The organism is Micromonospora aurantiaca ATCC 27029 (genome assembly GCF_000145235.1).
GTDB classification, from domain to species: Bacteria; Actinomycetota; Actinomycetes; order Mycobacteriales; family Micromonosporaceae; genus Micromonospora; species Micromonospora aurantiaca.
On record NC_014391.1, the window covers coordinates 5,990,062 to 6,016,419 of the forward strand.

General features: G+C 69.9%; 33 protein-coding genes. 27 read left to right on the forward strand and 6 right to left on the reverse strand.

The annotated features are described in order from the left end of the window. Positions 1-23 precede the first annotated feature (23 nt). The 6 genes from MICAU_RS26570 to MICAU_RS26595 all read left to right on the forward strand — a co-directional run bounded on the left by MICAU_RS26570 (position 24) and on the right by MICAU_RS26595 (position 7,574). On the forward strand, positions 24-572 hold the full coding sequence (locus tag MICAU_RS26570) for a Uma2 family endonuclease (RefSeq protein WP_013288446.1): 549 nt from the start codon (positions 24-26) through the stop codon (positions 570-572). A gap of 68 nt (positions 573-640) precedes the next feature. Then, entirely contained in the window at positions 641-2,077 is a 1,437-nt protein-coding gene (locus MICAU_RS26575; protein WP_013288447.1) for a TldD/PmbA family protein, read from the forward strand. Continuing rightward, a complete protein-coding gene (locus MICAU_RS26580; protein WP_013288448.1) occupies positions 2,074-3,495 on the forward strand; it encodes a TldD/PmbA family protein in 1,422 nt (473 codons plus the stop codon). Before MICAU_RS26575 ends, MICAU_RS26580 begins: the two co-directional genes overlap by 4 nt. Positions 3,496-3,722: 227 nt before the next feature. After that, positions 3,723-4,544, forward strand: coding sequence for a succinate dehydrogenase subunit SdhC (sdhC, locus tag MICAU_RS26585; protein ID WP_013288449.1), 822 nt, complete (start codon positions 3,723-3,725; stop codon positions 4,542-4,544). A 10-nt stretch (positions 4,545-4,554) separates the two neighbouring features. After that, a complete protein-coding gene (locus MICAU_RS26590; RefSeq protein WP_013288450.1) occupies positions 4,555-6,468 on the forward strand; it encodes a fumarate reductase/succinate dehydrogenase flavoprotein subunit in 1,914 nt (637 codons plus the stop codon). Then, complete coding sequence (locus MICAU_RS26595) at positions 6,468-7,574, forward strand: succinate dehydrogenase/fumarate reductase iron-sulfur subunit (protein WP_013288451.1); 1,107 nt, start codon at positions 6,468-6,470, stop codon at positions 7,572-7,574. The genes MICAU_RS26590 and MICAU_RS26595 overlap by 1 nt, the downstream gene beginning before the upstream one ends. A gap of 107 nt (positions 7,575-7,681) precedes the next feature. Here the strand turns inward: MICAU_RS26595 and MICAU_RS26600 are convergent, their stop codons facing one another. Then, positions 7,682-8,122, reverse strand: a complete 441-nt coding sequence (locus MICAU_RS26600) for a (deoxy)nucleoside triphosphate pyrophosphohydrolase (protein WP_174361743.1) — start codon at positions 8,120-8,122, stop codon at positions 7,682-7,684. Positions 8,123-8,306: 184 nt separating this feature from the next. Here MICAU_RS26600 and MICAU_RS26605 point away from each other — a divergent pair, with 184 nt between their 5' ends. From MICAU_RS26605 to MICAU_RS26625, 5 genes are all read left to right on the forward strand, one after another. Continuing rightward, positions 8,307-8,615, forward strand: coding sequence for a 4a-hydroxytetrahydrobiopterin dehydratase (locus tag MICAU_RS26605; RefSeq protein ID WP_013288453.1), 309 nt, complete (start codon positions 8,307-8,309; stop codon positions 8,613-8,615). A gap of 32 nt (positions 8,616-8,647) precedes the next feature. After that, positions 8,648-9,010, forward strand: a complete 363-nt coding sequence (locus MICAU_RS26610) for a PH domain-containing protein (RefSeq protein ID WP_013288454.1) — start codon at positions 8,648-8,650, stop codon at positions 9,008-9,010. A gap of 22 nt (positions 9,011-9,032) precedes the next feature. Next, positions 9,033-9,746, forward strand: a complete 714-nt coding sequence (locus MICAU_RS26615) for a SanA/YdcF family protein (RefSeq protein ID WP_013288455.1) — start codon at positions 9,033-9,035, stop codon at positions 9,744-9,746. A gap of 207 nt (positions 9,747-9,953) precedes the next feature. Next, positions 9,954-10,685: a class I SAM-dependent methyltransferase gene (locus MICAU_RS26620; protein ID WP_013288456.1), complete on the forward strand. Its 732-nt coding sequence runs from the start codon at positions 9,954-9,956 to the stop codon at positions 10,683-10,685. Between the two features lie 87 nt (positions 10,686-10,772). Further along, the gene (locus MICAU_RS26625; RefSeq protein ID WP_013288457.1) at positions 10,773-11,264 is read left to right on the forward strand and encodes a GNAT family N-acetyltransferase; all 492 of its coding nucleotides are present in this window, start codon (positions 10,773-10,775) and stop codon (positions 11,262-11,264) included. A 97-nt stretch (positions 11,265-11,361) separates the two neighbouring features. Here MICAU_RS26625 and MICAU_RS26630 read toward each other — a convergent pair whose 3' ends face one another. Then, entirely contained in the window at positions 11,362-11,643 is a 282-nt protein-coding gene (locus tag MICAU_RS26630; RefSeq protein WP_013288458.1) for a hypothetical protein, read from the reverse strand. 134 nt (positions 11,644-11,777) lie between these two features. Between MICAU_RS26630 and MICAU_RS26635 the strand changes: the two genes are divergently transcribed. From MICAU_RS26635 to MICAU_RS26645, 3 genes are read left to right on the forward strand one after another with little or no spacing between them, the layout of a single operon-like run. Continuing rightward, the gene (locus tag MICAU_RS26635) at positions 11,778-12,137 is read left to right on the forward strand and encodes a GntR family transcriptional regulator (protein WP_013288459.1); all 360 of its coding nucleotides are present in this window, start codon (positions 11,778-11,780) and stop codon (positions 12,135-12,137) included. Beyond that, the gene (locus MICAU_RS26640; RefSeq protein ID WP_013288460.1) at positions 12,134-13,012 is read left to right on the forward strand and encodes an ATP-binding cassette domain-containing protein; all 879 of its coding nucleotides are present in this window, start codon (positions 12,134-12,136) and stop codon (positions 13,010-13,012) included. Before MICAU_RS26635 ends, MICAU_RS26640 begins: the two co-directional genes overlap by 4 nt. After that, complete coding sequence (locus tag MICAU_RS26645) at positions 13,009-13,704, forward strand: hypothetical protein (protein WP_013288461.1); 696 nt, start codon at positions 13,009-13,011, stop codon at positions 13,702-13,704. Before MICAU_RS26640 ends, MICAU_RS26645 begins: the two co-directional genes overlap by 4 nt. Before the next feature lie 91 nt (positions 13,705-13,795). Here the strand turns inward: MICAU_RS26645 and MICAU_RS26650 are convergent, their stop codons facing one another. Continuing rightward, on the reverse strand, positions 13,796-14,359 hold the full coding sequence (locus MICAU_RS26650) for a dihydrofolate reductase family protein (RefSeq protein ID WP_013288462.1): 564 nt from the start codon (positions 14,357-14,359) through the stop codon (positions 13,796-13,798). 301 nt (positions 14,360-14,660) lie between these two features. On the opposite strand from MICAU_RS26650, the gene MICAU_RS26655 reads away from it, so the two are divergent. After that, on the forward strand, positions 14,661-15,392 hold the full coding sequence (locus tag MICAU_RS26655; protein ID WP_244879678.1) for an SDR family oxidoreductase: 732 nt from the start codon (positions 14,661-14,663) through the stop codon (positions 15,390-15,392). 134 nt (positions 15,393-15,526) lie between these two features. Here MICAU_RS26655 and MICAU_RS32125 read toward each other — a convergent pair whose 3' ends face one another. Next, entirely contained in the window at positions 15,527-16,456 is a 930-nt protein-coding gene (locus MICAU_RS32125; protein ID WP_013288464.1) for a phosphotransferase enzyme family protein, read from the reverse strand. A gap of 651 nt (positions 16,457-17,107) precedes the next feature. Here MICAU_RS32125 and MICAU_RS26665 point away from each other — a divergent pair. Further along, a complete protein-coding gene (locus MICAU_RS26665; RefSeq protein ID WP_143025350.1) occupies positions 17,108-17,728 on the forward strand; it encodes a hypothetical protein in 621 nt (206 codons plus the stop codon). A 30-nt stretch (positions 17,729-17,758) separates the two neighbouring features. Here MICAU_RS26665 and MICAU_RS26670 read toward each other — a convergent pair whose 3' ends face one another. After that, positions 17,759-18,508: a glycosyltransferase family 2 protein gene (locus MICAU_RS26670; RefSeq protein WP_244879679.1), complete on the reverse strand. Its 750-nt coding sequence runs from the start codon at positions 18,506-18,508 to the stop codon at positions 17,759-17,761. Further along, positions 18,505-19,296: a GntR family transcriptional regulator gene (locus MICAU_RS26675; protein ID WP_013288466.1), complete on the reverse strand. Its 792-nt coding sequence runs from the start codon at positions 19,294-19,296 to the stop codon at positions 18,505-18,507. The genes MICAU_RS26670 and MICAU_RS26675 overlap by 4 nt, the downstream gene beginning before the upstream one ends. A 154-nt stretch (positions 19,297-19,450) precedes the next feature. Here MICAU_RS26675 and MICAU_RS26680 point away from each other — a divergent pair, with 154 nt between their 5' ends. From MICAU_RS26680 to MICAU_RS26730, 11 genes are all read left to right on the forward strand, one after another. Beyond that, entirely contained in the window at positions 19,451-19,768 is a 318-nt protein-coding gene (locus MICAU_RS26680; protein ID WP_041799353.1) for a hypothetical protein, read from the forward strand. Between the two features lie 243 nt (positions 19,769-20,011). Beyond that, positions 20,012-20,956, forward strand: a complete 945-nt coding sequence (locus MICAU_RS26685) for a hypothetical protein (protein WP_013288468.1) — start codon at positions 20,012-20,014, stop codon at positions 20,954-20,956. A gap of 86 nt (positions 20,957-21,042) precedes the next feature. Then, positions 21,043-21,915: an FtsK/SpoIIIE domain-containing protein gene (locus MICAU_RS26690; RefSeq protein ID WP_013288469.1), complete on the forward strand. Its 873-nt coding sequence runs from the start codon at positions 21,043-21,045 to the stop codon at positions 21,913-21,915. Beyond that, entirely contained in the window at positions 21,912-22,124 is a 213-nt protein-coding gene (locus tag MICAU_RS26695) for a hypothetical protein (RefSeq protein WP_013288470.1), read from the forward strand. Before MICAU_RS26690 ends, MICAU_RS26695 begins: the two co-directional genes overlap by 4 nt. A gap of 84 nt (positions 22,125-22,208) precedes the next feature. After that, positions 22,209-22,646 carry a DUF6197 family protein gene (locus tag MICAU_RS26700; RefSeq protein WP_013288471.1) on the forward strand — a complete coding sequence of 146 codons (438 nt, stop codon included), beginning with the start codon at positions 22,209-22,211 and terminating at the stop codon, positions 22,644-22,646. Further along, positions 22,646-22,945, forward strand: coding sequence for a hypothetical protein (locus MICAU_RS26705; protein WP_013288472.1), 300 nt, complete (start codon positions 22,646-22,648; stop codon positions 22,943-22,945). Before MICAU_RS26700 ends, MICAU_RS26705 begins: the two co-directional genes overlap by 1 nt. Further along, positions 22,942-23,292: an RRQRL motif-containing zinc-binding protein gene (locus MICAU_RS26710; RefSeq protein ID WP_013288473.1), complete on the forward strand. Its 351-nt coding sequence runs from the start codon at positions 22,942-22,944 to the stop codon at positions 23,290-23,292. The genes MICAU_RS26705 and MICAU_RS26710 overlap by 4 nt, the downstream gene beginning before the upstream one ends. Then, the gene (locus MICAU_RS26715) at positions 23,289-23,585 is read left to right on the forward strand and encodes a hypothetical protein (RefSeq protein ID WP_013288474.1); all 297 of its coding nucleotides are present in this window, start codon (positions 23,289-23,291) and stop codon (positions 23,583-23,585) included. The genes MICAU_RS26710 and MICAU_RS26715 overlap by 4 nt, the downstream gene beginning before the upstream one ends. Next, positions 23,572-24,309 carry a hypothetical protein gene (locus tag MICAU_RS26720; protein ID WP_013288475.1) on the forward strand — a complete coding sequence of 246 codons (738 nt, stop codon included), beginning with the start codon at positions 23,572-23,574 and terminating at the stop codon, positions 24,307-24,309. The genes MICAU_RS26715 and MICAU_RS26720 overlap by 14 nt, the downstream gene beginning before the upstream one ends. Then, positions 24,306-24,569, forward strand: coding sequence for a hypothetical protein (locus MICAU_RS26725; RefSeq protein WP_013288476.1), 264 nt, complete (start codon positions 24,306-24,308; stop codon positions 24,567-24,569). The genes MICAU_RS26720 and MICAU_RS26725 overlap by 4 nt, the downstream gene beginning before the upstream one ends. Further along, positions 24,569-26,353 carry a replication initiator gene (locus tag MICAU_RS26730; RefSeq protein ID WP_013288477.1) on the forward strand — a complete coding sequence of 595 codons (1,785 nt, stop codon included), beginning with the start codon at positions 24,569-24,571 and terminating at the stop codon, positions 26,351-26,353. The genes MICAU_RS26725 and MICAU_RS26730 overlap by 1 nt, the downstream gene beginning before the upstream one ends. The last annotated feature ends 5 nt before the right edge of the window (positions 26,354-26,358 follow it).

The window sequence follows — 26,358 nt, forward strand, 5'->3', positions numbered from 1 at the left end:
GTCGGCACGAGGTGGAGGCGACGATGACCGCGGCGGTGTTCGGCCACGACGGCCCGTGGACCGAAGAGGAGTACCTCGCCCTCGGCGAGACGCGGCAACGCGTCGAACTCTTCGACGGGAGCCTGCACGTGACACCGGCACCGACCCCGCGGCACCAACGAATCCAGCGGAACCTCGGCAACCTGCTGGAGGCCGCGGCCCGGCACGTCGGCCTGGAACTGCTGGAGCCGGTGAACGTCCGGCTCCGGCCAGGCCGCATACCGATTCCCGACCTGGTCGTCACCGAGCCGATCGACTTCGACCAGCCGATGATCGAGGCGCGGGACGTGCGGCTCGTGTGTGAGGTCATCTCACCGGGCAACGCGGCAACCGACAAGGTGCTCAAGATGCACTACTACGCCGCCGCGGGGATCGAGTGGTACCTGCTGGTGGAGCAGGAAACCGGCACGCTGCACCTGCACCGGCGGCAGGGTCGGCACTACCGCGAGGTGTCGGTGACCAAGCCCGGTTCCGCGCTGGAGCTGACCGAGCCCGTCCGGGCCACGATCCGGCCGGCGGATCTCGTCCCCTGACGGATGTCGGTGCGCTCGCCTAGGGTCGGGCGCATGAGCGAGCGTCGAGCGACCCATCAGGACAGCGCATGAGCGAGTTCGACGCGGCGACCGCCGCCGTCCAGGCCGCTCTCGACGCGGGCGCCCGCTACGCCGACGCCCGGGTCATGCACCGCCGCTACGAGTCGATGTCGGCCCGCAACGGCGACATCGAGGAGCTGAGCCAGGACGAGAGCATCGGGCTGGGCGTACGCGCGCTCGTCGGATCGGGGTGGGGCTTCCACGCCGTACCCGATCTGTCCGACGCCGCGGCCCGCGACGCCGGCCGGCGCGCCGCGGCGATCGCCACCGCGAGCGCGCGGGTTCCCGGTCCGCCGATCGACCTGGTGCCGGCCGAGGCGGCGGTGGCGAGCTGGGCCTCGGAGTGTGCCGTCGACCCGCTCGGGGTGCCACTGTCGGACAAGGGCGACCTGCTGGTCCGCGCCACGGCGACGATGCGCGAGCACGGCGCCGACCTGGCCGAGGGGCTCTACCAGATCTGGGACACCTCGAAGTGGTTCGTCTCCAGCGAGGGCCACCGGATCGACCAGCACATCCGGGAGTGCGGCGGCGGCATCTCGGCCACCTCGATCGGTGACGGCGAGACCCAGCGGCGGTCCTACCCGAGCTACCGCGGGCAGTACGGCACCACCGGCTGGGAGCTGGTCACCTCGCTCGACCTGGCCGCGCACGCCGCGCGGATCGCCGAGGAGTCCCGCGAGCTGCTCACCGCGCCGCTCTGCCCGGCCGGCGAGACCGATCTGATCCTCGGCGGTGAGCAGCTCGCGTTGCAGATCCACGAGTCGGTCGGGCACGCCATCGAGCTGGACCGCATCCTCGGCTGGGAGGCGGCGTTCGCCGGCACGTCCTGGCTCGACCTGGCCCGCCTCGGCTCGCTGCACTACGGCTCCGAGCTGATGAACGTGACCATCGACCCGACCATCCCTGGCGCGCTGGGCAGCTTCGGCTACGACGACGAGGGCTCCCCGGCGGTCGCCCGGGACGCGGTCCGCGAGGGGCGGTGGGTCGGGGTGCTCGCCGGCCGGGACTCGGCCGCCGTCGCGGGCCTTGACTACGGCGGCAGCGTACGGGCCGACGGCTGGGCCCGGCTGCCGATGGTGCGGATGACGAACGTGGGCCTGGAACCCGGCCCGCACACGCTCGACGAGATCATCGCGGCCACCGACGACGGGGTGCTGATGGACATCAACCGGTCCTGGTCGATCGACGACAAGCGGCTCAACTTCCAGTTCGGCTGCGAGGTCGGCTGGGAGGTGAAGAAGGGCCGCCGGGGGCGGATGCTGCGCAACCCCACCTACACCGGCATCGGGCCGGTCTTCTGGCGCTCGATGGACATGCTCTCCTCGGAGACGGTCGCCTGGGGCACGCCCAACTGCGGGAAGGGGCAGCCCGGCCAGGTCGGGCACACCGGCCACCCGGCCGCGCCGGCCCGGTTCCGCGGCGTCCGGGTGGGGGTGCGGGCATGAGCGAGCGCGGCATGAACGCCGAGCTGGAGATCGCCGCCGGGGTGGTGGACCTGGTCCGGCACACGGCCGGTCCGGCCGCCGAGGCCGAGGTGCTGGTGACCCGCTCCGACCTGGCGCTGACCCGGTTCGCCAACTCGTTCGTCCACCAGAACGTGTCCGAGACCGGTGTCGCCGTACACCTGCGGTTGCACGTGGACGGGCGGACCGCTACCGGCAGCGGCAGCCGGGGCGACGCCGACGGGCTGGCCGCCCTGGTCGAGCGGACCCGGGCCGCGGCCCGGCTCGCGCCGCCCGACCCGGCCTGGCCGGGACTCACCGCCCCGACGCCTGTGCCGTCCGGCCCGGCCGTCGACGAGGACACCGCGTTCGCCTCGCCCGACGAGCGGGCCGAGCGGGTACGCGCGTTCGTGGACGCGGTCGAAGGGCTGGAGGCGGCCGGCTACTGCCGGACCTCGTACCGGTCGGGGGCGTTCGCCAACTCGGCCGGGCACACGGCTGTGGGCCGGGCGGCCGAGGCGGCGATGGACGGCATCGCCCGCGCCGGCGGCGCCGACGGGGTGGCCCGGCTCTGCGCCGACCGGCTGGCCGATCTCGACGGCGCGGCGCTCGGCGCCCGCGCGGCGGCCAAGGCGCGCGCCGCTGCGGACCCGGTCGAGCTGCCGCCCGGGCACTACGAGGTGGTGCTCGAACCGGCTGCCGTCGCCGACCTGCTCCAGAACCTGGCCTGGTACGGCTTCAACGGCAAGCGCTACGCCGAACGGCAGTCCTTCGCCGAGCCGGGCACCGCCCAGTTCGACCCGGCGGTGACGGTGGTGGACGACCCGCTGCACGCCGGCACGCTGCCGTTCGACCTGGAGGGCACGCCCCGGCAGGCGTTGCCGCTGGTCGAGGGCGGCACCACAGGAGCGGTGGCGTACGACAGGCGCGGCGGCGCCGAGGCGGGCGCCGGGTCCACCGGGCACGGCATGCCGGGTAGCGCGACGTTCGGCCCGATCCCGCACAACGTCCGCCTGCTGACGGGCACGGCGGGCGTGGCAGGCGCGGCCGTCGCCGCCGGACCGGTGAGCGCGGGCGTGACCGGGGCGGTGGGCGACCCGGACACCGCCGCGCTGGTGGCCGGGATGCGGCGCGGGCTGCTGGTCAGCGACTTCTGGTACACCCGCGTGCTGGACCCGAAGCAGCTCGTGGTCACCGGGTTGACCCGCAACGGGGTGTGGCTGGTCGAGGACGGCGTGCCGACCCGGGCGGTGCGCGACTTCCGGTTCACCGAGTCGTACCCCCGGGCGCTGGGGCCGGGCCGGGTTCTCGGCCTGGGCCGGACGGCGGTCCGCCAGCCTGCCCGCGTCGACGGCTCCTGGTACGAGACACCGGCGCTGCGGCTGTCCTCGTGGCACTTCACCGGCGGCGCGTCCGGGTGACCCGGCGCGCCGCCGGGCGCACCACGCCACCGGTCGGCGCACCGTTCGGCCGACCCGCCACATTGATCATGAACTGACTCTTTCCAAGCTGCGGGACACACGGGACACTGCGTTGCGCGGCCGGGCCGTGAAGATCGGCGTAACGTGTGTCACTTAGCCGCACCGGTTCGCCGGTGTGGCCTCGCGCGTGCGCAGGACGTGACAGTGACGTCAGGGAGATGACTCAGATGACAACTACGTCGGCCAGGACGCCGAGACCGCAGCCGCGGGGAGGGCGGGCACGCGCCGCCATCGCGGCGAAGACGTTGCGGACCGACAGATGGTGGATCGCCCCGCTGATCACGGTGGTGGGGCTCAGCGCGTGGGTCATCTACGCGACGGTCCGGGTCTTCATGCACAAGTGGTACTGGGTGGAGCAGTACCACTACCTGACGCCGTTCTACTCCCCCTGCGTCACCGACCGCTGTGTCGAGGGCTCCTCGCACTTCGGCCAGTTCCTGCCCGGCTGGTGGATCATCCCGGACGCGGCGCTCACCCTGCCGTTCCTGCTGCTGTTCCGGCTGACCTGCTACTACTACCGCAAGGCGTACTACCGGTCGTTCTGGCTGTCGCCGCCGGCCTGCGCGGTGCCGGACGGGCACCAGTCGTACAGCGGCGAGACGCGGTTCCCGCTGCTCGGGCAGAACCTGCACCGTTACTTCTTCTACGCCGCCGCGATCATCTCGCTGATCAACACCTGGGACGCGATCCTGGCCTTCCACTCCCCCGAGGGCTTCGGCTTCGGCCTGGGCAACATCATCCTGATCGGCAACGTGGTGATGCTGTGGGCGTACACGATCTCCTGCCACTCCTGCCGGCACATCATCGGCGGGCGGCTCAAGCACTTCTCCAAGCACCCGATGCGCTACAAGGCGTGGACCGGGGTGTCCTGGTTGAACGTCCGGCACATGCAGCTCGCCTGGATCACCCTCGGCACCCTGGCACTCACCGACTTCTACGTGATGGCGGTCGCCGCCGGCTGGATCAACGACCTGCGGTTCATCAACTGAGAGCCTGGACATGACTGAGACGCGAATCGAACGACACCACTACGACGTCGTCGTGATCGGGGCCGGTGGCGCCGGCCTGCGCGCGGCGATCGAGGCCCGGCTGGCTGGCAAGAAGACCGCGATCATCTCGAAGTCGCTGTTCGGCAAGGCGCACACGGTGATGGCCGAGGGCGGCGCCGCCGCCGCGATGGGCAACGTGAACTCGCGCGACAACTGGCAGGTGCACTTCCGGGACACCATGCGCGGCGGCAAGTTCCTCAACAACTTCCGGATGGCCGAGCTGCACGCCAAGGAGGCGCCGCAGCGGATCTGGGAGCTGGAGACGTACGGCGCGCTGTTCGACCGCACCAAGGACGGGAAGATCTCGCAGCGCAACTTCGGCGGCCACGAGTACCCGCGCCTGGCGCACGTCGGCGACCGGACCGGCCTGGAGCTGATCCGTACGCTTCAGCAGAAGATCGTCTCGCTCCAGCAGGAGGACAAGCAGGAGTTCGGCAGCTACGACGCGCGGATCCGGGTCTTCTCCGAGACCACGATCACCGAGCTGCTGCTCGACGGCGACCGCGTCGCCGGGGCGTTCGGCTACTACCGCGAGTCCGGCGAGTTCGTCCTGTTCGAGGCGCCCGCGGTGGTCCTGGCGACCGGCGGCGTCGGACGCTCCTACAAGGTCACCTCGAACTCGTGGGAGTACACCGGCGACGGCCACGCGCTGGCGCTGCGCGCCGGGGCCACGCTGATCAACATGGAGTTCCTCCAGTTCCACCCGACCGGCATGGTCTGGCCGCCCTCGGTGAAGGGCATCCTGGTCACCGAGTCGGTACGCGGCGACGGCGGCGTGCTGAAGAACTCCGAGGGCAAGCGGTTCATGTTCGACTACGTGCCCGACGTGTTCCGCAAGCAGTACGCGGAGACCGAGGAGGAGGCGGACCGCTGGTACACCGACCCGGACAACAACAGGCGTCCGCCGGAGCTGCTGCCCCGCGACGAGGTCGCGCGCGCGATCAACAGCGAGGTCAAGGAGGGCCGGGGTACGCCGGCCGGGGGCGTCTACCTGGACATCGCCTCCCGTAAGTCGGCCGAGGAGATCCGCCGCCGCCTCCCGTCGATGTACCACCAGTTCAAGGAACTGGCCGACGTCGACATCACCAAGGAGCCGATGGAGGTCGGCCCGACCTGTCACTACGTGATGGGCGGCGTCGAGGTGGACCCGGACTCCGGCGCGGCGTACGGCACCGTGCGCGGGCTCTACGCCGCCGGTGAGGTGTCCGGCGGCATGCACGGCTCCAACCGGCTCGGCGGCAACTCCCTGTCCGACCTGCTGGTCTTCGGCAAGCGCGCGGGCGGGCACGCGGCCACGTACACCGATCAGCTCACCACCCGCCCGGCGGTGTCGGTGGCGGCGGTGGAGGCCGCCGTGGAGACGGCGCTGGCGCCGTTGCAGCGGGACACCGGTGAGAGCCCGTACCAGCTCCAGCAGGACCTCCAGGTGGTGATGGGCGACCTGGTCGGCATCATCCGGCGCGAGGGTGAGCTGGCCGACGCGCTCGGCCGGCTGGCCGAGCTGCGGGAGCGGGTGGCGAAGGTCAGCGCGGTCGGCGGCCGGCGCTACAACCCGGGCTGGCACCTGGCGCTGGACCTGCGCAACATGCTCGTGGTCTCGGAGTGCACCGCGAAGGCCGCGCTGGAGCGGCAGGAGTCGCGCGGCGGGCACACCCGGGAGGACTACCCGGCGATGGACCCGAAGTGGCGGAGCGTCAACCTGGTCTGCTCGCTGGACGGCGACACGGTCCGGCTGACCCACAAGCCGCTGCCGAAGATGCGGCCGGAGCTGATCGGGCTGTTCGACCGGGCCGAGCTGGCCAAGTACCTGACCGACGAGGAACTCGCCGAGTTCGACGCCCTCACCGAGGAGGCGAACAACTGATGGGAAGTAAGCGCCAGTTCCGCATCTGGCGGGGCGACGAGACCGGCGGCGACCTGAAGGACTACACCGTCGAGGTGAACGAGGGCGAGGTGGTCCTCGACGTGATCCACCGGCTCCAGGCCACCGAGGCGCCGGACCTGGCGTGCCGGTGGAACTGCAAGGCCGGCAAGTGCGGCTCGTGCTCGATGGAGATCAACGGCAAGCCGCGGCTGGGCTGCATGACGCGGATGTCGACGTTCGAGGAGTCCGAGACCGTCACCGTCACCCCGCTGCGCACCTTCCCGGTGATCCGGGACCTGGTCACCGACGTCTCGTTCAACTACGAGAAGGCGCGGGAGACCCCGGCGTTCGCGCCGCCGGCCGACGTGGCGCCCGGTGACTACCGGATGCAGCAGGTCGACGTCGAGCGCTCGCAGGAGTTCCGCAAGTGCATCGAGTGCTTCCTGTGCCAGAACGTCTGCCACGTGATCCGTGACCACGAGGAGAACAAGCCGGCGTTCTCCGGTCCCCGGTTCTTCATCCGGGCGGCCGAGCTGGACATGCACCCGCTCGACGCGCGCACCGACCGCCGGGAGTACGCGCAGTCGGACATGGGACTCGGCTTCTGCAACATCACCAAGTGCTGCACCGAGGTCTGCCCCGAGCACATCAAGATCACCGACAACGGGATCATCCCCATGAAGGAACGGGTCGTCGACCGCAGGTACGATCCCCTTGTGTGGCTCGGTAACAAGATCTTCCGGAGGGGTCAGGTGCCTCAGACCAGCGCGACCAGCGGGCATTCGAGCGGTGCCGTCACGTCCGGAGGGGCGCAGGGCGGGGCGCACGCGCACGGCGGCGGTTCGCACGCCGGCGGGGTGCACTCGCACGCGGGCGGCTCGCACGACAGCGCCGCCGAGCGTCAGGCCCAGCAGGGCGTCAACTGGCACCGCGAGGTGCCGCACCCGACCGCCCCGGCGGTGGACGCCAACGGCAGGCTGCCGCTGACCGAACTGACGTTCAACAAGGCCGCCGCGCCGTCGCCGTTCGGCGACGACGTGACGTTCCCGCTGCCGCCGGAGCACCTCAACTTCGCTCACCCGCAGCAGGACGAGCCGAAGCACTGAACAGCAGCGCGACGATGACGGGGGCCGGCGGCACGAGCCGCGGGCCCTCGTCCCGTTTCCGGCCGGCTGTCCGGTTCACCGGACGGCCCGGCTCGCGCCGCCGTCGTTCAGGGGGCGTCGAGCAGCGGGCGCAGCGCGGCCACGATCGGCACGTCGGCCGGCAGCCAGTCGACGCTGTCCAGCTCGGCGGCGGAGAGCCAGCGCAGCTCGGCGTGCTCCAGGGCCTCGGGCTCGTCGCCGTGCAGCAGGCGGGCGGCGTAGACGCGCAGCACGGACCGGCCGTGCGCCATCCGTACGTCCCGGCCGACACGCGCGCCGACGGCCACCCGTACGCCCAGCTCCTCGGCACACTCCCGGGCCAGCGCGTCGGTCTCGGCCTCGCCCGGCTCGACCTTTCCGCCCGGGAACTCCCATCGCCCCGCCACCTCGGGGGGCGCGGAGCGCTCGCATGCCAGCACCCGGCCACCCTCGATGATCGCCGCCCCGACGACCACCCTCGGCTCCCGCCGGTCGGCCTGCCCGCTTCCGCTAACCCGTTCGGTCCGCACGGGCCACCAGCGTGCCAGATCAATCGGCGGTTTGGGTAGCTGCGTCGGCCGTCAGGTCAGCAGAACACGGAAGTGTGGGCGTGGACACACCATCTGAGCGGCGAGAGACTAGAGGGCGTCGACTGGGACACGGGATGGCGACGATTTGGCCACAAGCCGGCAACGACGCCTGGGAGGTGCGGTGATGCGCGTGCTGTTCAGCGGCCGGGCGAAGCACGACTACCTCAGCGACGCGCTAGCCCTGCTGTCCGGATGGACGCGCGAGGGCGAACAGATCCGCCGCACGATCGTCCTCGACGACACCCAGCACGCCGCGCTCACCGAGCGGGTGGCGGTGGTCGCCGACGCGCTGCGGCTGCGCCCCGAGATCAGCCGCCGGGCCGACCGTACCCAGATCAGACTCGGGCACGACGACGGCGAGCCACTCACCGAGGGTGAGGTTCTGCTCGCGGCGCGCATCGAGGACGCGGTCCGCGCGGTCACCGAGCCCTGATCGGCTGGCACGCCCCGCCTACCCTCGGGTGCATGTCTGGCCCCACGTACGACCGCAAGGAACAGTTCCAGCAGATCCAGAGCGGGTTGCTGCCCGGTGAGCAGATCATCGCCGTCTACGACGCGGTCGGCACCGGCACCGGCTTCATCGGCCTGACCGACCGGCGCGTGATCATCCAGGACCGCTCCTTCGTCGGCAAGCGGTACGCGATCACCAGCATCCCGTACTCGAAGATCACCAGCGTGAGCGTGGTGAGCAACAAGTCCTGGGGTGGTTCGTTCTTCTCCACCGGGTCCATCGCGGTGCACGTCGGCACGCACACCTACGAGGTCGAGTTCCGGGGCGCGCAGAAGAGCCACCACGTGCACAACGTGATCCTGCACCACATCTCCTGACCCGCCTGGCACAATCGCCGCCATGCGGGGGCTGAGGGCGCGATGGCGGGCCTGGCGGGGCGAGCATCGGCGGGCCGTACGCCTGCTCCGCCGCCTCCTGGTGCTCGCCACCGCCGCCGTGATGCTGCTCGGCGCCGCCACGGTCGCCAGCGCGACCTGGGTCCGCGGCGCCGCCGAGGGCCGCCTGTTCGACGCCGCGGACGTGCCGGACACACCGGTGGCCCTGGTGCTGGGCACCAAGGTGGAGCCGGACGGCACGCCGGCGCCGTTCCTCGCCGCCCGGCTGGAGATCGCCCGCCAGTTGTACGCCGCCGGCAAGGTCCAAGTGCTCCTGCTCTCCGGCGACCACATGGACTGGGACTACGACGAGCCGGACGCGATGCGGCGCTGGCTCGTCGAGCGTGGCGTCCCGGCGGAGAAGACGGTGCTGGACCACGCCGGATTCGACACGTACGACTCGTGCGTCCGCGCGCACCGCGTCTTCGGGGTCCGGCGGGCCACAGTGGTCACCCAGTCGTTCCACCTGCCGCGCGCGGTGGCGCTCTGCCGGGACGCCGGCATCGAGGCCGTCGGCGTCGGCGACGACACCGCCCGCCGGTACGCCGACCAGTGGCGGATCAGCTCCACCCGGGAGTACGGCGCGTGCGTGAAGGCCGCCGTGGACGTGCTCACCGGGCGTGACCCGGTGCACCTCGGCCGCCGGGAGACCGGAGTGGACGACGCGCTGCGGGCTTAATCGGGTTGTCTGCTCGGCACGGCTGCTGATCTGCTGAACCCCTCGAAGCCGACCGGAGGGAGCACCGCCATGCCGAACGCTGCGAAGCCCAGCCGACCCGTCGTCACCTCATCCGAATCGAGGCTTCGTCTTGTCGTACCCCATTCCGGCGGAGGTCACTGACCTCTCGCCGCGTCGCGTCCCTTCCGCCCGGCGGGAGGGCGCGTGATGTCCGTCTTCGACGACCCCGGCCTGTTCGGCCGGCTCTGGGCCGCCACCTACGACGGCCCCGGCAATCCCGACCCGGCCCCGGCCGTCGACTTCCTCGCGCCGCTGGCCGAGGGCGGCCCGGTGCTCGAACTGGCTGTGGGCACCGGCCGGGTGGCCCTGCCGCTGGCCGCCCGCGGCCTCGCCGTGGAGGGTGTCGAGGCGTCCCCGGAGATGGTGGCGCACCTGCGCGCCAAGCCGGGCGGCGCGGACATGCCCGTCACCATCGGCGACATGTCGGACGTCCCGGTCGCCGGGCCGTACCGTCTGGTCTTCCTGGTGTTCAACACGCTGTTCAACCTGGTCTCGGAGGAGCGCCAGGCGGCGTGCTTCCGCAACGTCGCCCGGGTGCTCGCGCCCGGCGGGGCGTTCGTCATCGAGACCTTCGTGCCCGACCCGGCGGACTTCGACCGGGACGAGCAGGTCCAGGTGCGGGAGGTGACCGAGGACTCGGCCACCATCCGCCTGCACCGGTACGACCGGGCGGCGCAGACGTTCGTGCGGCAGACCGTCACCTTCGACGCCTCCGGCGTGCACCTGAAGCCGTTCGCCATGCGGTACGCCTGGCCGGAACAGATCGACGAACTGGCGGAGCGGTCCGGGCTGCGGCTCACCGAGCGGTACGCCGACTGGGACCGGTCGCCGTTCGAGGCGGACAGCCGCGCGCACATCTCCGTCTACCGGCAGCGGTAGCGCTCACGCCGAGGGGCCGGGCATCACGTCCCGGCCTCTCGGCGCGCGACTACGCTGACGACCGCCGGGCCCGGACAGGAGAGGCCGATGACAGTCTCAGTCGCCGCCATGGACGACTCGCACGCCGACTCCGTGCTGGAGATCTACCGCCTCGGCATCGCCGAGGGGAACGCCACGTTCGAGACCGAGCCGCCGGACTGGACGCGGTTCACCGCCACCCGCCTGCCCGGCCACCGCTGGGTGGCGCTCGACGAGGCCGGCGACGTCCTCGGCTGGGTGGCCTGCTCGGCGGTCTCCGACCGCTGCGTCTACGCCGGGGTGGTCGAGCACTCCGTCTACGTGCACCCGAAGGGGCGGGGTCGCGGGGTCGGCCGAGCACTGCTGGAGGCGCTGATCGCCTCCACCGAGGCGGCCGGGATCTGGACCATCCAGTCCGGCGTGTTCCCGGAGAACACCGCGAGTCTCGCGCTGCACGCGACGTGCGGATTCCGCGTCGTCGGCACCCGCGAGCGGGTAGGCCGCCACCACGGCACCTGGCGAGACGTGACCTTGATCGAACGCCGCAGCCCTAGGATCTGACCCCCTCCCTCCTCCCGCGCCCTCGCCCCGGTGATCAAGGCGTTTGTGTCCGGTCGGCGCGGTCCGGGTGACGTAAACCCCTTGATCACCGGGTTGGTCAGGTGCCGACCAGGTGGCGGCGTACCAGGGCGTCCCGCTCCAGGATCAGGCCGACCATCTGCCAGAACTCGGCGAGCCGGGGATGGGTCAGGCCCTCCTCGCGGCTGAGCTTGCGGCCGAAGATCGGGCTGTCCCCGGCGACCTCACCACCGTTGACGAGCGTCGCGGCCGGCCCCGGCGAGCCGACCACCGGCCCGACCCGGCAGCCGAAGGTGACGTGGTCGTCGAAGTCGTCGCGGCCCCAGCTGCCCAGGATCGCGTCGATCCAGACCTCGTGCACGCCGTCGTGGTGGTAGCAGCCACGGCGCGAACCCTAGCGAGCCCGCGTGCCGCCGCGCGTACCCGAAGGCACTTGACGGTTCCGGCGCCCAGGTGCGACGGTTAGCTACATGAGTAATGAACCGAAGAACCGGGATGGATGACGGGCGGCCGATCTTCGTCCAGATCGCGGAGCTGATCGAAAACTCGATCATCGACGGGACGCTCGCGGAGGAGACCCAGGTGCCGTCGACGAACGAGCTGGCGGCGTTCCACCGGATCAACGCGGCGACCGCCGCCAAGGGGATCAACCGCCTGGTCGATGACGGGATTCTCTACAAACGCAGGGGGATCGGAATGTTCGTGGCAACGGGGGCCGTCGAGACACTCCGCGAACGCCGCCGGCGCGAGTTCTCCGACCAGTACGTGCGGCCCCTCATCGAGGAGGCACGCAAGTTGGGCATCGGCACCGAGGAGCTGAAGAAGCTCATCGAGACAGGGGAGGAACAGCGATGAGCGTCGTGGCGGCAGCCGGCCTCACGAAGCGGTTCGGTGAGGTGACCGCTCTCGACGACGTCACCTTCACGTTGACGGGCAACAAGATCTACGGCCTCCTCGGACGCAACGGCGCCGGCAAGACGACGCTGATGCAGCTGATCACCGGCCAGAACAACGGCATCAGCGGGGACCTCACGCTCTTCGGCGAGCGCCCGTACGAGAACGAGCGGGCACTGTCGCGGGTGGTCTTCATCAAGGAGAGCCAGACGTACCCCACGACCTACCAGGTCCGGCACGTCCTGAGCCTGGCCAGGCGGCTGTTCCCCAACTGGGACGAGGACTTCGCGCAGTCCCTCGTGGACGACTTCGACCTGCCGCGCAAGCGCAACGTGCGCAAGCTGTCCCGCGGCATGCTGTCCGCGCTGGGCGTGACGATCGGACTGGCCGCACGGGCGCCGCTGACCTTCTTCGACGAGCCGTACCTCGGTCTCGACGCGGTCGCCCGGCAGCTCTTCTACGACCGGCTCCTCGCCGACTACGCCGAGAATCCGCGCACTGTCGTGCTCTCCACACACCTCATCGACGAGGTGGCCGACCTGATCGAGCACGTGCTGCTGCTCGACCGCGGCAAGCTGCTGCTCGACGCGCCCAGCGACGAGTTGCGCGGCGAGGTGATGGAGGCGTCCGGCCCGGCCGGGGCGGTGGACGAGTTCGCCGCCGCACACCGGGTGCTGCACCGCGGGCAGCTCGGCGGCGCGGTCCGCGCGTCGCTGCGCGGGTCGTTCGACAACGCCGAACGGATGCGCGCCAGGAAGCTCGGCATCGACCTGGCACCGTTGTCGCTCCAGCAGGCCGTGGTGCGCCTGACGACGGAAAGGACGAACACCCGATGACCCGCATCCTCGACGTCGCCCGGATGCACACCATCGCCCGGGTCGGCCAGCTGGACTGGCCGTGGGGCATCATGGCCATCTCGCTCGGCGTCAACCTGCTGATCTTCGCCTCGGTCGACGAGGCGGCGCCGGGCAAGAACACCACAGGCGGTCTGCTCAGCCTCTACATCGTCTGCGCGATCATCGCCGCCGCCTCGATCAGCCAGGTGTTCCCGTTCGCGCTCGGCATGGGCGTCACCCGGCGCACCTTCTACCTCGCCACAGTGCTCGTCAACGTGGTGCAGGCGGTCGTCTACGGCGTCCTGCTCTACCTGCTCAACCTGATCGAGGGCGCCACCGGCGGCTTCGGGATCGAGCTCCGGTTCTTCCGGATCCCGTACATCGACGTCGACAACGGGCTGTTGCAGATCGCCGTCTACGCGGTGCCGTTCCTGTTCTTGAACTTCCTCTCCGTCTTCGTATCCGTCTGGTACGTCCGGTTCGGCATGAACGGCCTGCTCGGCGCCGGCGCGGCGCTGATCCTGGTGACCGGCCTGCTCGTCGCGTTGATCACCTGGCAGGGCTGGTTCGGCGCCATCTGGCAGTGGCTGAGCAGCCAGCACCAGATCAGCCTGCTGGTGGGATGGCCCGCCCTGGTGGCGGCGGCGGCCGCACTCGGGGGTATGGCGGCCATCCGCCGGGCCAACGCCTGACGGTTACGCACACGGCGACCGCCGGTCCGCAGGACGCGGGCCGGCGGTCGTTTGCGCATCGGTTGTCGACCTGCACTGGTGGAGCGTCACCTCAGCGCCTGGTCTCGTACCTCGTCAGGAGCACACCGCCCGGGAACGTCCGGGTCTCCACCAGGGCCAGGTTCACCCAGTTGTCCAGGGCCGTGAAGAACGGCTTGCCGTCACCCACCAGGACCGGGTGGGTGACGAGCACGTACTCGTCGATCAGCCCGCCCCGCATGGCCGCAGCGGCGAGTGTGGCGCCGCCGATGTCCATCGGACCGCCGTCCTCGGCCTTGAGCCGGGTGATCTCGGTGACCGCGTCGCCGGTGACCAGGCGGGTGTTCCAGTCGACCGGCCTGGTCGTCGAGGAGAACACCACCTTCGGCATGTCCCGCCAGCGGCCGGCGAACTCGACCTGGGCCGGTGTGACGCCCGGCTGCTGGTCGGCGGTCGGCCAGTGGGAGCTCATCGCCTCCCACAGTCGCCGCCCGTAGAGCGCCGTGCCTGTCGCCCCCACCCGGTCGGACCACCACTGGAACAACTCGTCGCTCGGCGCACCCCAGCCGAGGTCGTCGCCGGGCGCGGCGACGTAGCCGTCCAGGCTCACGTTCATGCCGAAGGTCAGTTTGCGCATCGTGCCAGCCTCCCGTCGGTCGGTACTCGGCGTACAGACCAGCACAGCGCTGGCAAGACATCGGTCAGGCCACACCGAGGGCCGGCCCACGGGTGTTCCCGCGTCCGGGTGCGGGACCGTGACCCCGTGGACGAGGAGACTGCGGGAGCGCCGTCGCGGTGCATCGCGGGCACTGCTGTGGTGGCCGGGTAATTCCGATGACGGCCTTCGGGCGGGCAGCAAGGATGGTGCGTCGAGGGGGTGCGACCACGAAATGTCTCTTACGGACGGCAGGGACCAACAGCATCGACCCGTCGCCCTGGTGACCGGTGCCGGCCGCAGCGCCGGCATCGCTGCATCGGTGGTGGTGACGCTGGCTCGGACCGGCTGGGATGTCGGCTTCACCTACTGGACCCCGTACGACGAGCGGATGCCCTGGGGAGCCGATCCCGAGGCCATGACGCAGCTCAGCGGCCAGGCCGCCGAGCATGGGGCAAGAACTGTCGCAGTCGAGGCGAACCTCGCTGATCCTCACACCACGGCTGACATCTTCGAGGCCGTGGAGCGAGAGCTGGGCTCGGTCGGCGCGCTCGTCCTCGCCCACTGCGAGAGCGTGAAATCAGGCCTGCTCGACACCAGCATCGAGAGCTTCGACCGTCACTTCGCGGTCAACACCCGGGCGAGCTGGCTCCTGATTCGCGAGTACGCCCGACGGTTCCGAGGGTCACATGGCACGGGACGCATCGTCAGCCTCACCAGTGACGCTACCGTCGGCAACCTTCCCTACGGAGCCAGCAAAGGCGCTCTCGATCGGATCACCCTGGCCGCTGCTCAAGAACTGGCCCACCTCGGCGTGACCGCCAACGCCATCGATCCGGGTCCAACCGACACCGGCTGGATGACCGCAGAGATCATGGATGCCGTCCTACGGGCCACGCCGCTCGGTCGCCTCGGACGCCCGCAGGATTGTGCGAACCTCGTCGCGTTCCTGTGCTCACCCGACGGGGGCTGGATCAACGGCCAACTGTTACGCAGCGACGGCGGCATCTCCTGACCTGTGACAACAGACCGAACTCAGACGTTGAAGCGGAACATAGACGGGCGCTCGCATGACCGGCGGCGACCCAGTCGGCAGGCTTGTCACGCCACATCTTGGGCTTACGCTGTTAGTGGCTGGTTGCCGACGTTTCACGCTGTCTTGTGCCCCCTGTGTGCCCCCGAAGGCTCTTTGGCCGCCAAGCGGCCGAGCCATCGATGCGCATTCTCCAGGCCCACTTCGTTGTCGGCTGCGCTCGTGATTCCGGTCAGATCGTCGGTAACGACTCGGCGGGCGAAGTAGTCAGCCTGCACCGCCCACCGAAACCGGAGCATGGCCAGCAAGCCGTGTTCCACCTCGGCGCGCGTCATCGTCTTGCTCTCTAGGTATGCCTCCACCAGGTAGTCCGCGTTATCGATGCCTCCGACATACATCACTGCCGACGCGAGGTCGTACAGCAGCGGACCGCTCATCGCGATACTCCAGTCGATCAGTCCGCACTCTCCCGTCTTGCGGTCGAGCCGGAATGCCTCTGGAGCCGGATCGGTGTGTAGCAGGCCCCACGACAAAGACCCGACATCAAGCGCCTCGTACCCCGCAAGGGCGGCCGCCACTGAGGGTCGAACCCAAGGACGAACTGCCAAATGTGGTGCCCGCGCATCGACCCAGTCAAACCGATCGGCATCCTTGATCGTCACGCTTCTAAGCGCTGCGTGCACTCGCGCCAGGGTTGCCCCGATCAGCCGTTGCTCGTCCGGGCTCCTGCCAAGCAGCCCGCTGCCTGCGACCCAGTTCAACAACCCGAGTGGCACTCCGTCGACATCGGCGACGACGCTTCCGTGCCTCGTCACTACCGGGGTGCCCGCCGGAACGCCTGCCGCCTCGACGTGAGCCGCGACCTCAAGGCCGCCCATGAAGGAACGGCGCGATCCCGGCGCAACCGCCTTGGCTACCCACCGTTCACCGCCCTCGGAAACGAACCACGTCGCCGAGTTCATTCCGCCGTTGTGCACCTGAACCGCCGCGTCCGCCAGTCCCCAATAGGCCGCGAGACACGCACGCAGCTTCCCGTTATCGATCACCAGCAAGAGTCAAACACCATCCACCGCAACTGGCTACGAACTTCTGACCTCACCGCGTGCCCACCTCGCCATCCCGTCTGCCATCGACCCGCCCTCCTGGGGAGCGGGCCGCCGCCCGGCCCGCCACGTCAAGCGGACCTTGACGGCTCGTACGGACGCTGGCGGGCCGGGCGGCGGTCTGCTCGGCTCGCCCGGGTCGATGGCAGGCGGGATGGCTCCCACCGCAACCACCCACGGACCGTGACCCGCCGACGGAGCCCCGGCCATCCTGGAGCCGGAGCGCCCCCGCCGGAGGCGCACTAACCGCAACCCCGCGACCGCCCCCACTTCGCCGACGCGGCCGGCGTGCCCTTCCCTACGCCGCGCGGGCTCGTGGCCGCGCGGCCCGGCCGGCTGCCGGCCCACCACCACCCGGTCAACGCCCCTGTCGTGCTGCGGCGGCCCACCGGGCTTCCCGCTGTCCGCGCCAGCCGCCGGGCATCAGGCGTGACGGCCGCAGAGCGACAGCGGCAGTGGCCGGCGCGCGCCCAGGCGGCGGCGCGTGCGGCCCGTCAAGGGCCGCCTTGAAGACGTACAGAAACTTTGAACAGCCTCGTCGGCAGTCGGCCGCATCCGTCGAGACAGTCCATGTCGGAGGTAGAGTCCGCGACCGTGGATGAGGTGACTTGGCTCAATGTCATCACCGTGCTCATTGCCCTGGGTGGCGTGGTCGTGGCGGTGCTGTCCTGGGTGGTGTCGCGTGGCTCACGTAGCGAGGCACGGCGCTCAGCCGACGCTGCCGAGGTGTCGGCAAAGGCAGCGCAGGACTCGGCCCGGGAGGCCGCCGCTATCGCGGCGATCGAGCGTGACCGGGAGCATGACCGGCTCGGCCCTGGGCGGGTACCCGGCATCGCTCTTGAGTTGGAGCCGAACCCACGCGATAGCGGTCTGCCCGAGACGCTGTTCGGCACGATCACCGTGCCTCGCGACTACCGCGTGCGCGCCGTCGCCGTACGGGGCAATTCCTCTGCGCCGATCGGCCTGGACTTGCTGCTGCATGCTGGTCGTCCCTACCGCTTCGCCATCGAGCAGATGCATCCGGATCGCGCTGAGCCCGTTGCGGAGTACGTGCTGTTCCGATTCTGGCCGCCTGCTGAGATCGATGACGTGGACACGTGGCGATGCCCCTGCGATCGACCACAAGCCGACGGGGATAACCGGCCTGGTCATTGGGAGTGGCGTGCTCCGGTTGAGTATCGACGGCCACCTACACAGGTGTTCGTGCTGCGCTGAGCCGGCGGTGACGGCAGAGCGGCTTGCGGGTTAGGTGCGAGTACCGGGGAACGACGATTGCAAGGCGGTGGCTCGTGACTCGATGAGCTGCATGCGGAGCTGCCACTCTTCGTTCGCGCTCCAGTCGCTCTGGGCCGTGATCTGGTCCGGGTGCTTCCGGTATAACAGCCCTGGCTCCGCGATGAAGTAGCCGTCGGTCACGACTGACGCGGCGATCAACAGCCCAGTGTCTTCCCCACCCGGCAGTGCCATCCAGCCGCCAAGGGCGAGGGCGAGTTCTCGCCGGATACACAGCGTGGCTGGGTGGACCGGAAGCCGGTATCCCTTACGGCGGAAGTAGTTCAGTACCTCGCCCTGGTGCAGGATGCCGCCCGGTGGGTCGGCGTGTTGCCAGCCAACCGTTGATCCGTCGGGCATTAGGTCGAGCACACTGCACGTCGTCCAGCCGACGTCGGGCCGCTTGCTGAGTACGTCGATCTCACGCGCAAGGGCGCCGGGAGCGAGCTGGTCGTCTGCGTCCAGGACTCGCAGCAGATCTCCGCCGCTGCGTGCCATAGCCATGTTGCGGGCGGTCCCTGGACCACCAGGCTTCCCTGTTCCGCTGAGAATGCGTGGGTCATCGGGAAGGGCGGCAGCAACTTTGCCGGTCCGTCCGTCCTCCTGGACCAACCATTCCCACGCCCACCCATCCGGCAACTCTTGCGAGCGGAGTGATTCGTAGGCGTCTGCCAGATAGGGAATGCTCGGGGCGTGGACTGGCGTGATCAGGGAGATCTTCACTCGGACCACCGCGCAAGCTTCGTTGTGTAAACGAACTCGGTCCGGTCGCCAGGGAGTACGACGTTCGAGACCTCCACGACGCAGTCCTTGGTGTCCACGGAGACCTTGCGAAGAACGAGCACTGAGACGCCTGGGGGCAGCTTCAAGGCTTCGGCTTCGTCTGCCGAGGGCGGCCGGGCCGTGATCTCGTCAACGATCCGGTCTAGCTCAATTCCGATGGTGAATAGCTGGTTCTGAGTACCGCCCGGCCACGGCTCGTTGTTGTCGTCGAGCAGCGCCGGGTTCTCGGCTACCACGTCATAGACCATGTAGGACGTGTTCAGGCTGAGCGGCACCCGCTCCTTGCGGGAACTAGTTCGGTAGACGCGCTCAAGCATCTTTGCGCCGACCGGAACTCCGAAGATCCGAGCCAGTTCAGCGCTCGCCGGAACCGTCCGGTACTCAGCCGAGAAGTCAAGGTCTTGCATGGTCAGTCCGGTGTCCCGCTCGGTTGCGCCTGTGCGGCGTCGCTGAGACTCGGGCAGCCGGGCTCGATCCTTCTCCCACTGATACCGCTCGGGGGATCGCCGTACTCGCTGTCGGGGGGCGCGGACGAAGGTTCCTCGGCCGTGACGTCGATCGACCAGACCTTCTGCTTCAAGCGTGTCGAGCGCCTGTCGGACGACGGGCAAGCTCACTTCATAGTCGGCTTTCATCTGCTGCTCGTTCGGCAGCTTCGTTCCAGGCGTGACCTCACCTGAATGAATCTTTTCGCGCCACTCTGCGGCGATTCGCTCCCACTTGGCCATTCTTCACACTCCTTCACGCCTGGATCCAGTTTAGGTCTTCATGAAGTCTTGACGCGACCGGACGACCGGCCGTACGTTGTCTGCACGTCTTCATGAAGACATGATGACGGTGGAGTGCGCCGACGAGCGGTGCCCCAACAGACAGGAGACGGCCTTGAAGCTGTACGTGGACACCACGAGCAAGCAGGTGACGGCGTCGAAGGACCCGGAGCCGAAGAACGACCAGAACGGCAACCAGAAGTCCGAGAAGAACACGGGCCGGCCCATGTGGTCCACGCAGGTCTTCGTGCTCGACGAGACGGGCGGCGAGGTCATCACCATCACCACGGCGGGTGAGAAGCCGAACGTGAAGGTGGGCGACTTCCTCGCGGTCGAGCAGTTGGAGGCCATTCCGTGGGCGACCAACGGGCGTAACGGCGTCGCGTTCCGGGCGGTGTCCCTGAAGCCGAAGACTGGTTCTCCGGCCAAGTAGGTCACTTCGCACGTCGTGCTGTGTGAGCCACAGGTGTCCGTGGCTTGCGAAGCGGCCTGATGGTCCGCTGATCCAACCCCATGCGGTTCCGGGAGTGTTCCTGACTCCTACGTTCCCGGTCCGGTCGTCACGACAGGTGGCGGCAAGAAGGAAATTGGCCCGGGGTCGGTACTGACTCCTACATCTGCCGACCCCGGTGCCGTCAACTCATCCGATCCCAACTGGCACTTGGGAGGACTCGTCGTGTCCAAGTCTAGCCCTCGCCGTTCCTTCGGCGGGAAGTCAACCGGAACGGTGACGGTCATTGAGGCCAGGGTTCACCGTTCCTCAGCCCGTAACGCCCGGCTCGCGTTCGTCCTGTCGGCGGTCATCGTCGGTCTTCTGTCGGCTGTGGTGGCCGCGTCCTACATGCACCCGATCCTGGCCCTGTTCCTCGGCGCGCTCGTCGGCGTGCCGGTCGGTGGGATCGCGTGGGTGCTGGTCCGGATCTGGCCGGTGCTGCGGCTGCTGTGGTGGTGGGCGATCGAGATCGTGCTCGCGGTCGCCGTGCTCACCTTCTGGGTGCAGCTCGCCAACCACACCCCGGCCGTGGTGACGCTGCTCGTGGTCACCCTGCTCGTCGGTGTCCCGGCCGCCGTGCCGGTCTGCCGCCGCCAGGTGATCGCCTGGGCGTGGTGTCTCGTGGTGAGGCATCGGCTGCGGGTGTGCTTCTCGCAGTTCATCATCGCCAACCAGTCCGGTTCGCTGCCGCTGATCCTGTGGGCTCGTCCCACGCCGGTCGGTGAGCGGGTCTGGGTGTACCTGCGCCCGGGCCTGTCGGCCAAAGACCTGGAAGGCCGCCTCGACAAGATCGCCGTGACCTGTCACGCCTCCACCGTGCTCATCGAGCGCGCCTCGGAGCGGACCGCCGCGTATCTGCGGTTCGACATCAAGCACCGTGAGGTGCTGACCGCCACTGTGGGTTCGCCGCTGGTCGACGTGATCGACCCGGACGCCCCGACGGTCGAGCAGGCACCGCTGACGGTGCCGACCGCCCTGGACCTGCCGGACGTCGACGTCCCGACGATCACCCTCCCGGCACAGGGCAAACCCGCCGGCAAGAAACCGGCCCCCACCACGACGGCCAACGGCAGCAAGCCCGCGGCTTCGTCCTCGACGCCCGAGGACGACGTTTCCGACTGGATCTGACCTTCAATTTCACCTGGGACGCGAGGAGCCCTGCGGGCTCGTTCGTGTGGTTCCTCGCGTCCACCAACCGCCCAAGGAGGGCACCGATGACCGCGATTCCCGCCCCCGCTGCTGCGGTGCCGGTGGGTCCTGGCCTGTCGATGTTCGACCCGATCTTCATCGGGATCGACGAGTTCGGCCAGCCCGTCTACATCACCCTCGCCTACCGCAACCTTCTCGCCGGTGGTGAGCCCGGCGGCGGTAAGTCCGGGCTGCTCAACTGCATCGCGGCCCACGCCGCGCTCAGTGTCGACTCCCGGCTCGTGCTACTCGACGGCAAGCTCGTCGAGCTGGGCCAGTGGGAAGACTCCGCTGATGCCTTCATCGGCCCGGACATCACCGAGGCCCTGACCGTCCTCAAGCGGCTGCAACTGGTGATGAACAACCGCTACGCCTGGCTGCGCGCCCACGGGCGCCGCAAGGTGACCGCCGACGACGGCCTGTCGGTCATCACCGTCCTGGTCGACGAGATCGCCTTCTACTCCGCCACCGTCGGCAGCAAGCAGGAGCAGGAAGAGTTCGTCGCCCTCCTGCGTGACCTGGTCGCCCGGGGCCGTGCCGCCGGTATCCCGGTCGTGGCCGCGACGCAGCGGCCGTCGTTCGACATCATCCCCACCTCGCTGCGGGACCTGTTCGGCTACCGGGCCGCGTTCCGCTGCACCACCCCAAACAGCTCGAACATCGTCCTCGGCCACGGCTGGGCCGAGCAGGGCTACACGGCCACCGACATCGCCCCCACCAACCAGGGCGCGGCCTACCTCATCGCCGAAGGCGGCGTCCCGCGCCGCATCAAGGTCGCCTACCTGACCGATGCCCAGATCGCGGGCATCGCCGACTACGCCGCCTGGATCCGCCGGCCACGCCGGTTACCGGACCAGGTTCCGGACCTCACCCGCGTCGACTTCGGGGTGGCGGCATGACCACCCGGGAACGCACCTACGCCAAGGCCAACAGCCAGCGGGCCGCGCAGTACACGGAACTGTGGATCGTCGGCCGTCCCGAGGACATCGCCGCCATGGTCCAGGTCGCCTCGGCCAGCGGCCGACTCGTCTACCTGTCCGCCCCGCGCCCGATGGGCGGCGACGACACCCGCCAACGCCGCTACTTGCGGCTGCGCACCACCCGATAAGCGGCCGACAGGACCAGGACATCGCCTGGCAGCAGTGCTGGTCCTGCCGACCTCCACCAACAGCCCCGAAAGGACGTGGCTGCCATGAAGGCTACCCAAAACCCTGCCACCGGAGTCCAGGTCACACCCGCTGACCTGCTCCGCTGCGCTGCCCTCTACCTGCGCCGGCACGGCTGGCACCAGGGCACCTACTACGCCCCCACCACCGACACCCCCACCCCGCCGGCCTGCGCCGCCGGGGCCATCGGCATCGCCACCGCCGGACACCGCGTCGAGCACTTCTCCCAGCTCGACCCGAGCGCGCTCGCCGACTACCTCGCGGCCATGGCCGCGTTCGTCGACTACCTCGACGACCACGCCCCGGTCTTCCACATCGACGAAGACGGCTACCTGCTCGACGAGCACACCTCCCCCTACTCCTGGAACGACGACCCCGCCCGCACCGCCGAGCAGGTCATCACCGCCCTCGACGCGGCTGCCGACGAGTGGGACCGCCTCCACAACCAGGGAGGCGAGAACTGATGTTCACCGTCAAGGCGTCCTTGACGCGCACCCCCTCCCGCCGCAAGCGGCGTGAAGTCGTCGAGAACAACGCGTTCGCCGCGTTCGCCCGCCGCATCATCCGCGCCCACGGCCGCCGCGTCGCCGCCGGTGACGTGGAAGCCCTCCGCGACCTCGTCGCACTGTCGGCCAACCTCGACGACGCCATCGGCGAAGCCGTCGTCGGCCTGCGGGCCTTCGGCTACTCCTGGGCCGAAATCGGCCAGCGCCTCGGCATCTCCAAGCAAGCCGCCCAGCAGCGCTGGGGAGGCCAGTCATGACCACCTACACCTACGACCCGGCCAACCCCGCCGACGAATTCCCCACCTACCCCTACCGGCTCGCCCCCGACGGCCTGGCCACCCGCCGCCAGCTCCGCGCCGCCGGACTCCGCCCGGGCGGACATCACGCGGTCGCGCAGATCCTGTGGCGTCGCGGTAAGCGCGTTGCGTACCTCTACCGCCTCGACCTCGCCGCCCCCAAACGGGTCGCGACCCCGGCCCAGCGGGCCGCTATCGCCAAAGCCCTGCGGGCTCGCCGCACCTGCCGCCACTGCGGCCAGACCAAGCCCTACTACATCCCCCGCCGTTACGGCTGCTGCCTCGACTGCCACGGAGGCGACCGATGACCTTCAACCTGTCCGACCCGTGCCTGTGGTGCATCGAGGGCAACTCGCCCGCTGGCGTCCACGACATCCTCGGCCCGGTCTACACGCCCTGCCCCGTCTGCCTCGGCCGCTGCGCCCTCTGCGAAGGCGACGGCCTCTTCCCCGCCGACTTCACCTGCCTGCCCTGCTTCCGCAACCAACTCGCCGCCCAGGGCCTGGCCCCGATCATGTGCGCCCACTGCTCCGGCGTGGTCGACCTCATCCCCCTCGACAGCATCCCGGCACCGGAGGTGACCCCCCATGCCCACCACTAACCCGCCCGCTGCCTGGCCCGCCCGCCTGGAAGGCGGCGTCCTGGTCCTCATCGTCATCTTCGTCGGCCTCGCCGCTGGGGCGGCTTCCTTCACCCACGTCCACGACTGGACCATGGCCAACAGCCCGGAAGGCACTTCCGGCTGGTTCGGCTGGGCCAACGCCGTCATCTCCGAACTCGTCCCCGTGGCCTGCCTGCTCGTCATCCGGCGTCGTAAGCGCCACGGCGGCCCGATCGGCTACCCGCTGGTCCTCCTGATCGCCTTCGCAGGCTTCTCCCTCGCCGCACAGCTCGGCGTCGCCGTCGGCCAAGTCGGCCCCTCCGGCTGGCTCCTGTCCGCCGTCCCCGCCCTGGCATTCATGGCCCTGGTCAAACTCGTCCTCGCCCCCGTCACAACCACCACCGACCCCATCGACGCCACCGACGACGTCGCCCAGCTCATCGAGGAGCCGCCGACCGTCGACATCCCGCCAGCCGCCCCGGCCGTCGTCGAGGCACCCGTCAACCCGGTGCCGATCACCCGACCCGAGGTGCCCGCGCACCTCATCCCCACCGCCCGCTTCGTCATCGGCCGCCACGAACAGAGCACCGGCCGCCCCATCACCATCGACGAACTCGCCGGACTGCTCACCATCACCCCCGACATCGCCCGGGAACTGCTGCACACCCTCAGCGGCCACACCACCGCCGTCAACGGCACCCCCGTCACTGGTGGTGCCCGATGACCATCCACGTCGTCGACATCGAGCAGGTCACCCACACCTGCCCCGCCTACCCGGACGAGCCGCACCCCTACGACACCCGACGCACCGTCATCCACGTCATCCCCGGCGGCCCCTGCCGGACCCCGGTCACCATCCGCTGCGGCCAGACGACCGCCACCATTCCCTGCCACCGGCACGAACCGGCCGCCCGCCAGTGCGGAGCCTGCCGGACCATCGTCACCCAGCACTCCATCACCAACCGGCCCGAGGTGGCCGCCTGATGGCGTCGACGCTGGACCTCACCCCCCGAGCCTCGGCCCGGGGGGTGGGCTCGAACGCCGACACCACCACCCCCGTCTACACCTACACCGCCGCCGGTTCCGCCTTCCAGCGCGCCACCCGACCCGACTACTTCGGCTGGCTCGACCACGTCCGCGCCGCCGCCGGCTGCACCCGACCCATCCGCCTCGCCGGGCAGCTCCTCACCGTCGAACCCGGCACCGGCCGCGTCCTCGACTCCCGGCAGACCGACGCCATGCCCGATGCTGCCATCTACAAGGCATGCGGCAACCGCCGCGCCACCGTCTGCCCTACCTGCGCGCAGACCTACCAACGCGACGCCTTCCAACTCCTGCGCGCGGGCCTGGTCGGCGGCAAAGGCGTCCCCGAATCAGTCGCGCAGCATCCGGCGGTGTTCGCCACGTTCACCGCGCCGTCGTTCGGCACCGTCCACGCCCGAAAGGTCAAGCGGCACACCTGCCGCAACCGCCGCCGCTGCGACTGCCGCGCCGAACCCTGCCACGCCCGCCGCGACACCGGCCTCTGCCCCCACGGCCGACCCGCCGTCTGCTGGGCTAGGCACGAGCAGGGTGACGCCGCGCTCGGGCATCCGCTGTGTCTGGACTGCTACGACCACGACCACCAGGTCGTCTGGAACATCTTCTCCGGCGAACTCTGGCACCGCACCAAACAAGCCGCCGAACGCTGGCTGGCGAAACTCGCCCAACGCCGCGGCGTCCCCCGCGTCGAGATCTCGACCGCCTCCGGCAACACCCGGAAGGTCGCTCCGGTGCGGCTGTCGCCCGGGAAGGTCGCTGAACTGCAAGCGCGGGGAGCGGTGCACTTCCACGCCATCGCCCGCCTCGACGGCGTCGACGGCCAGGACCCCGACAACGTCGTGCCCCCGCCGGCCGGGTTCACCGTCGACGACCTCGTCGACGCGCTGCGCCACGCCGCCCGGCAGATCGCCTTCCACACCCCGCCCCACCCCGACCGGCCCGAGGGCTGGCCCATCGCCTGGGGCGACCAGGTCGACCTGGAACCGATCGCCACCGACGGCTCGGGGGAGGTCACCGATGGCATGGTCGCGGGCTACCTTGCCAAGTACGCCACCAAAAGCACCGAGGCCACCGGGCACACCTCCACCCGCCTGACCGCCGACACGATCGGGGACTACGCCGACCCCGACGGCGACCACACCGCCCGCCTCATCGACGCCTGCTGGCGCATCGGCCGACCAATCCACACCCCGGCCCCACTCTCCGAGCGGTCCCGGGAACCCCGGCCACGGCCCGGCTTCGTCCAGCGCTGGGAATGCCCCGACTGCGGCACCCACACCCGCTACGCCGCCTGCCCCACCTGCACGGCTGCGCGTCAAGCCGCCCTTGACACCGAACCGACGAAAACGGCGACAGCCAACCCGTACGCCCGGCTGCGCCGATGGGCGCACATGCTCGGCTTCGGCGGCCACTTCCTCACGAAAGCCCGCCGCTACTCCGTCACCTTCCGGCTCCTGCGCGACACCCGCGTCACCTTCCGGCGCCACGAACACCAGAACCACGAACACTCGGCCACCGCCGCCGGACCACCCGTCGAGCAGGTCGACGAAGACACCACGCTCATCGTCGGCACCCTCACCTTCGCCGGAGTCGGCTGGCACACCACCGGAGACGCGCTCCTCGCCAACACCGCCGCCGCCCTCGCCCGCGAGCGACACGCCACCGGCCGCGAAGAACTCGCCCACGAACTCGGCACCACCCCGGCCGGTATCGCGTCGGCCGCATAGCTGAC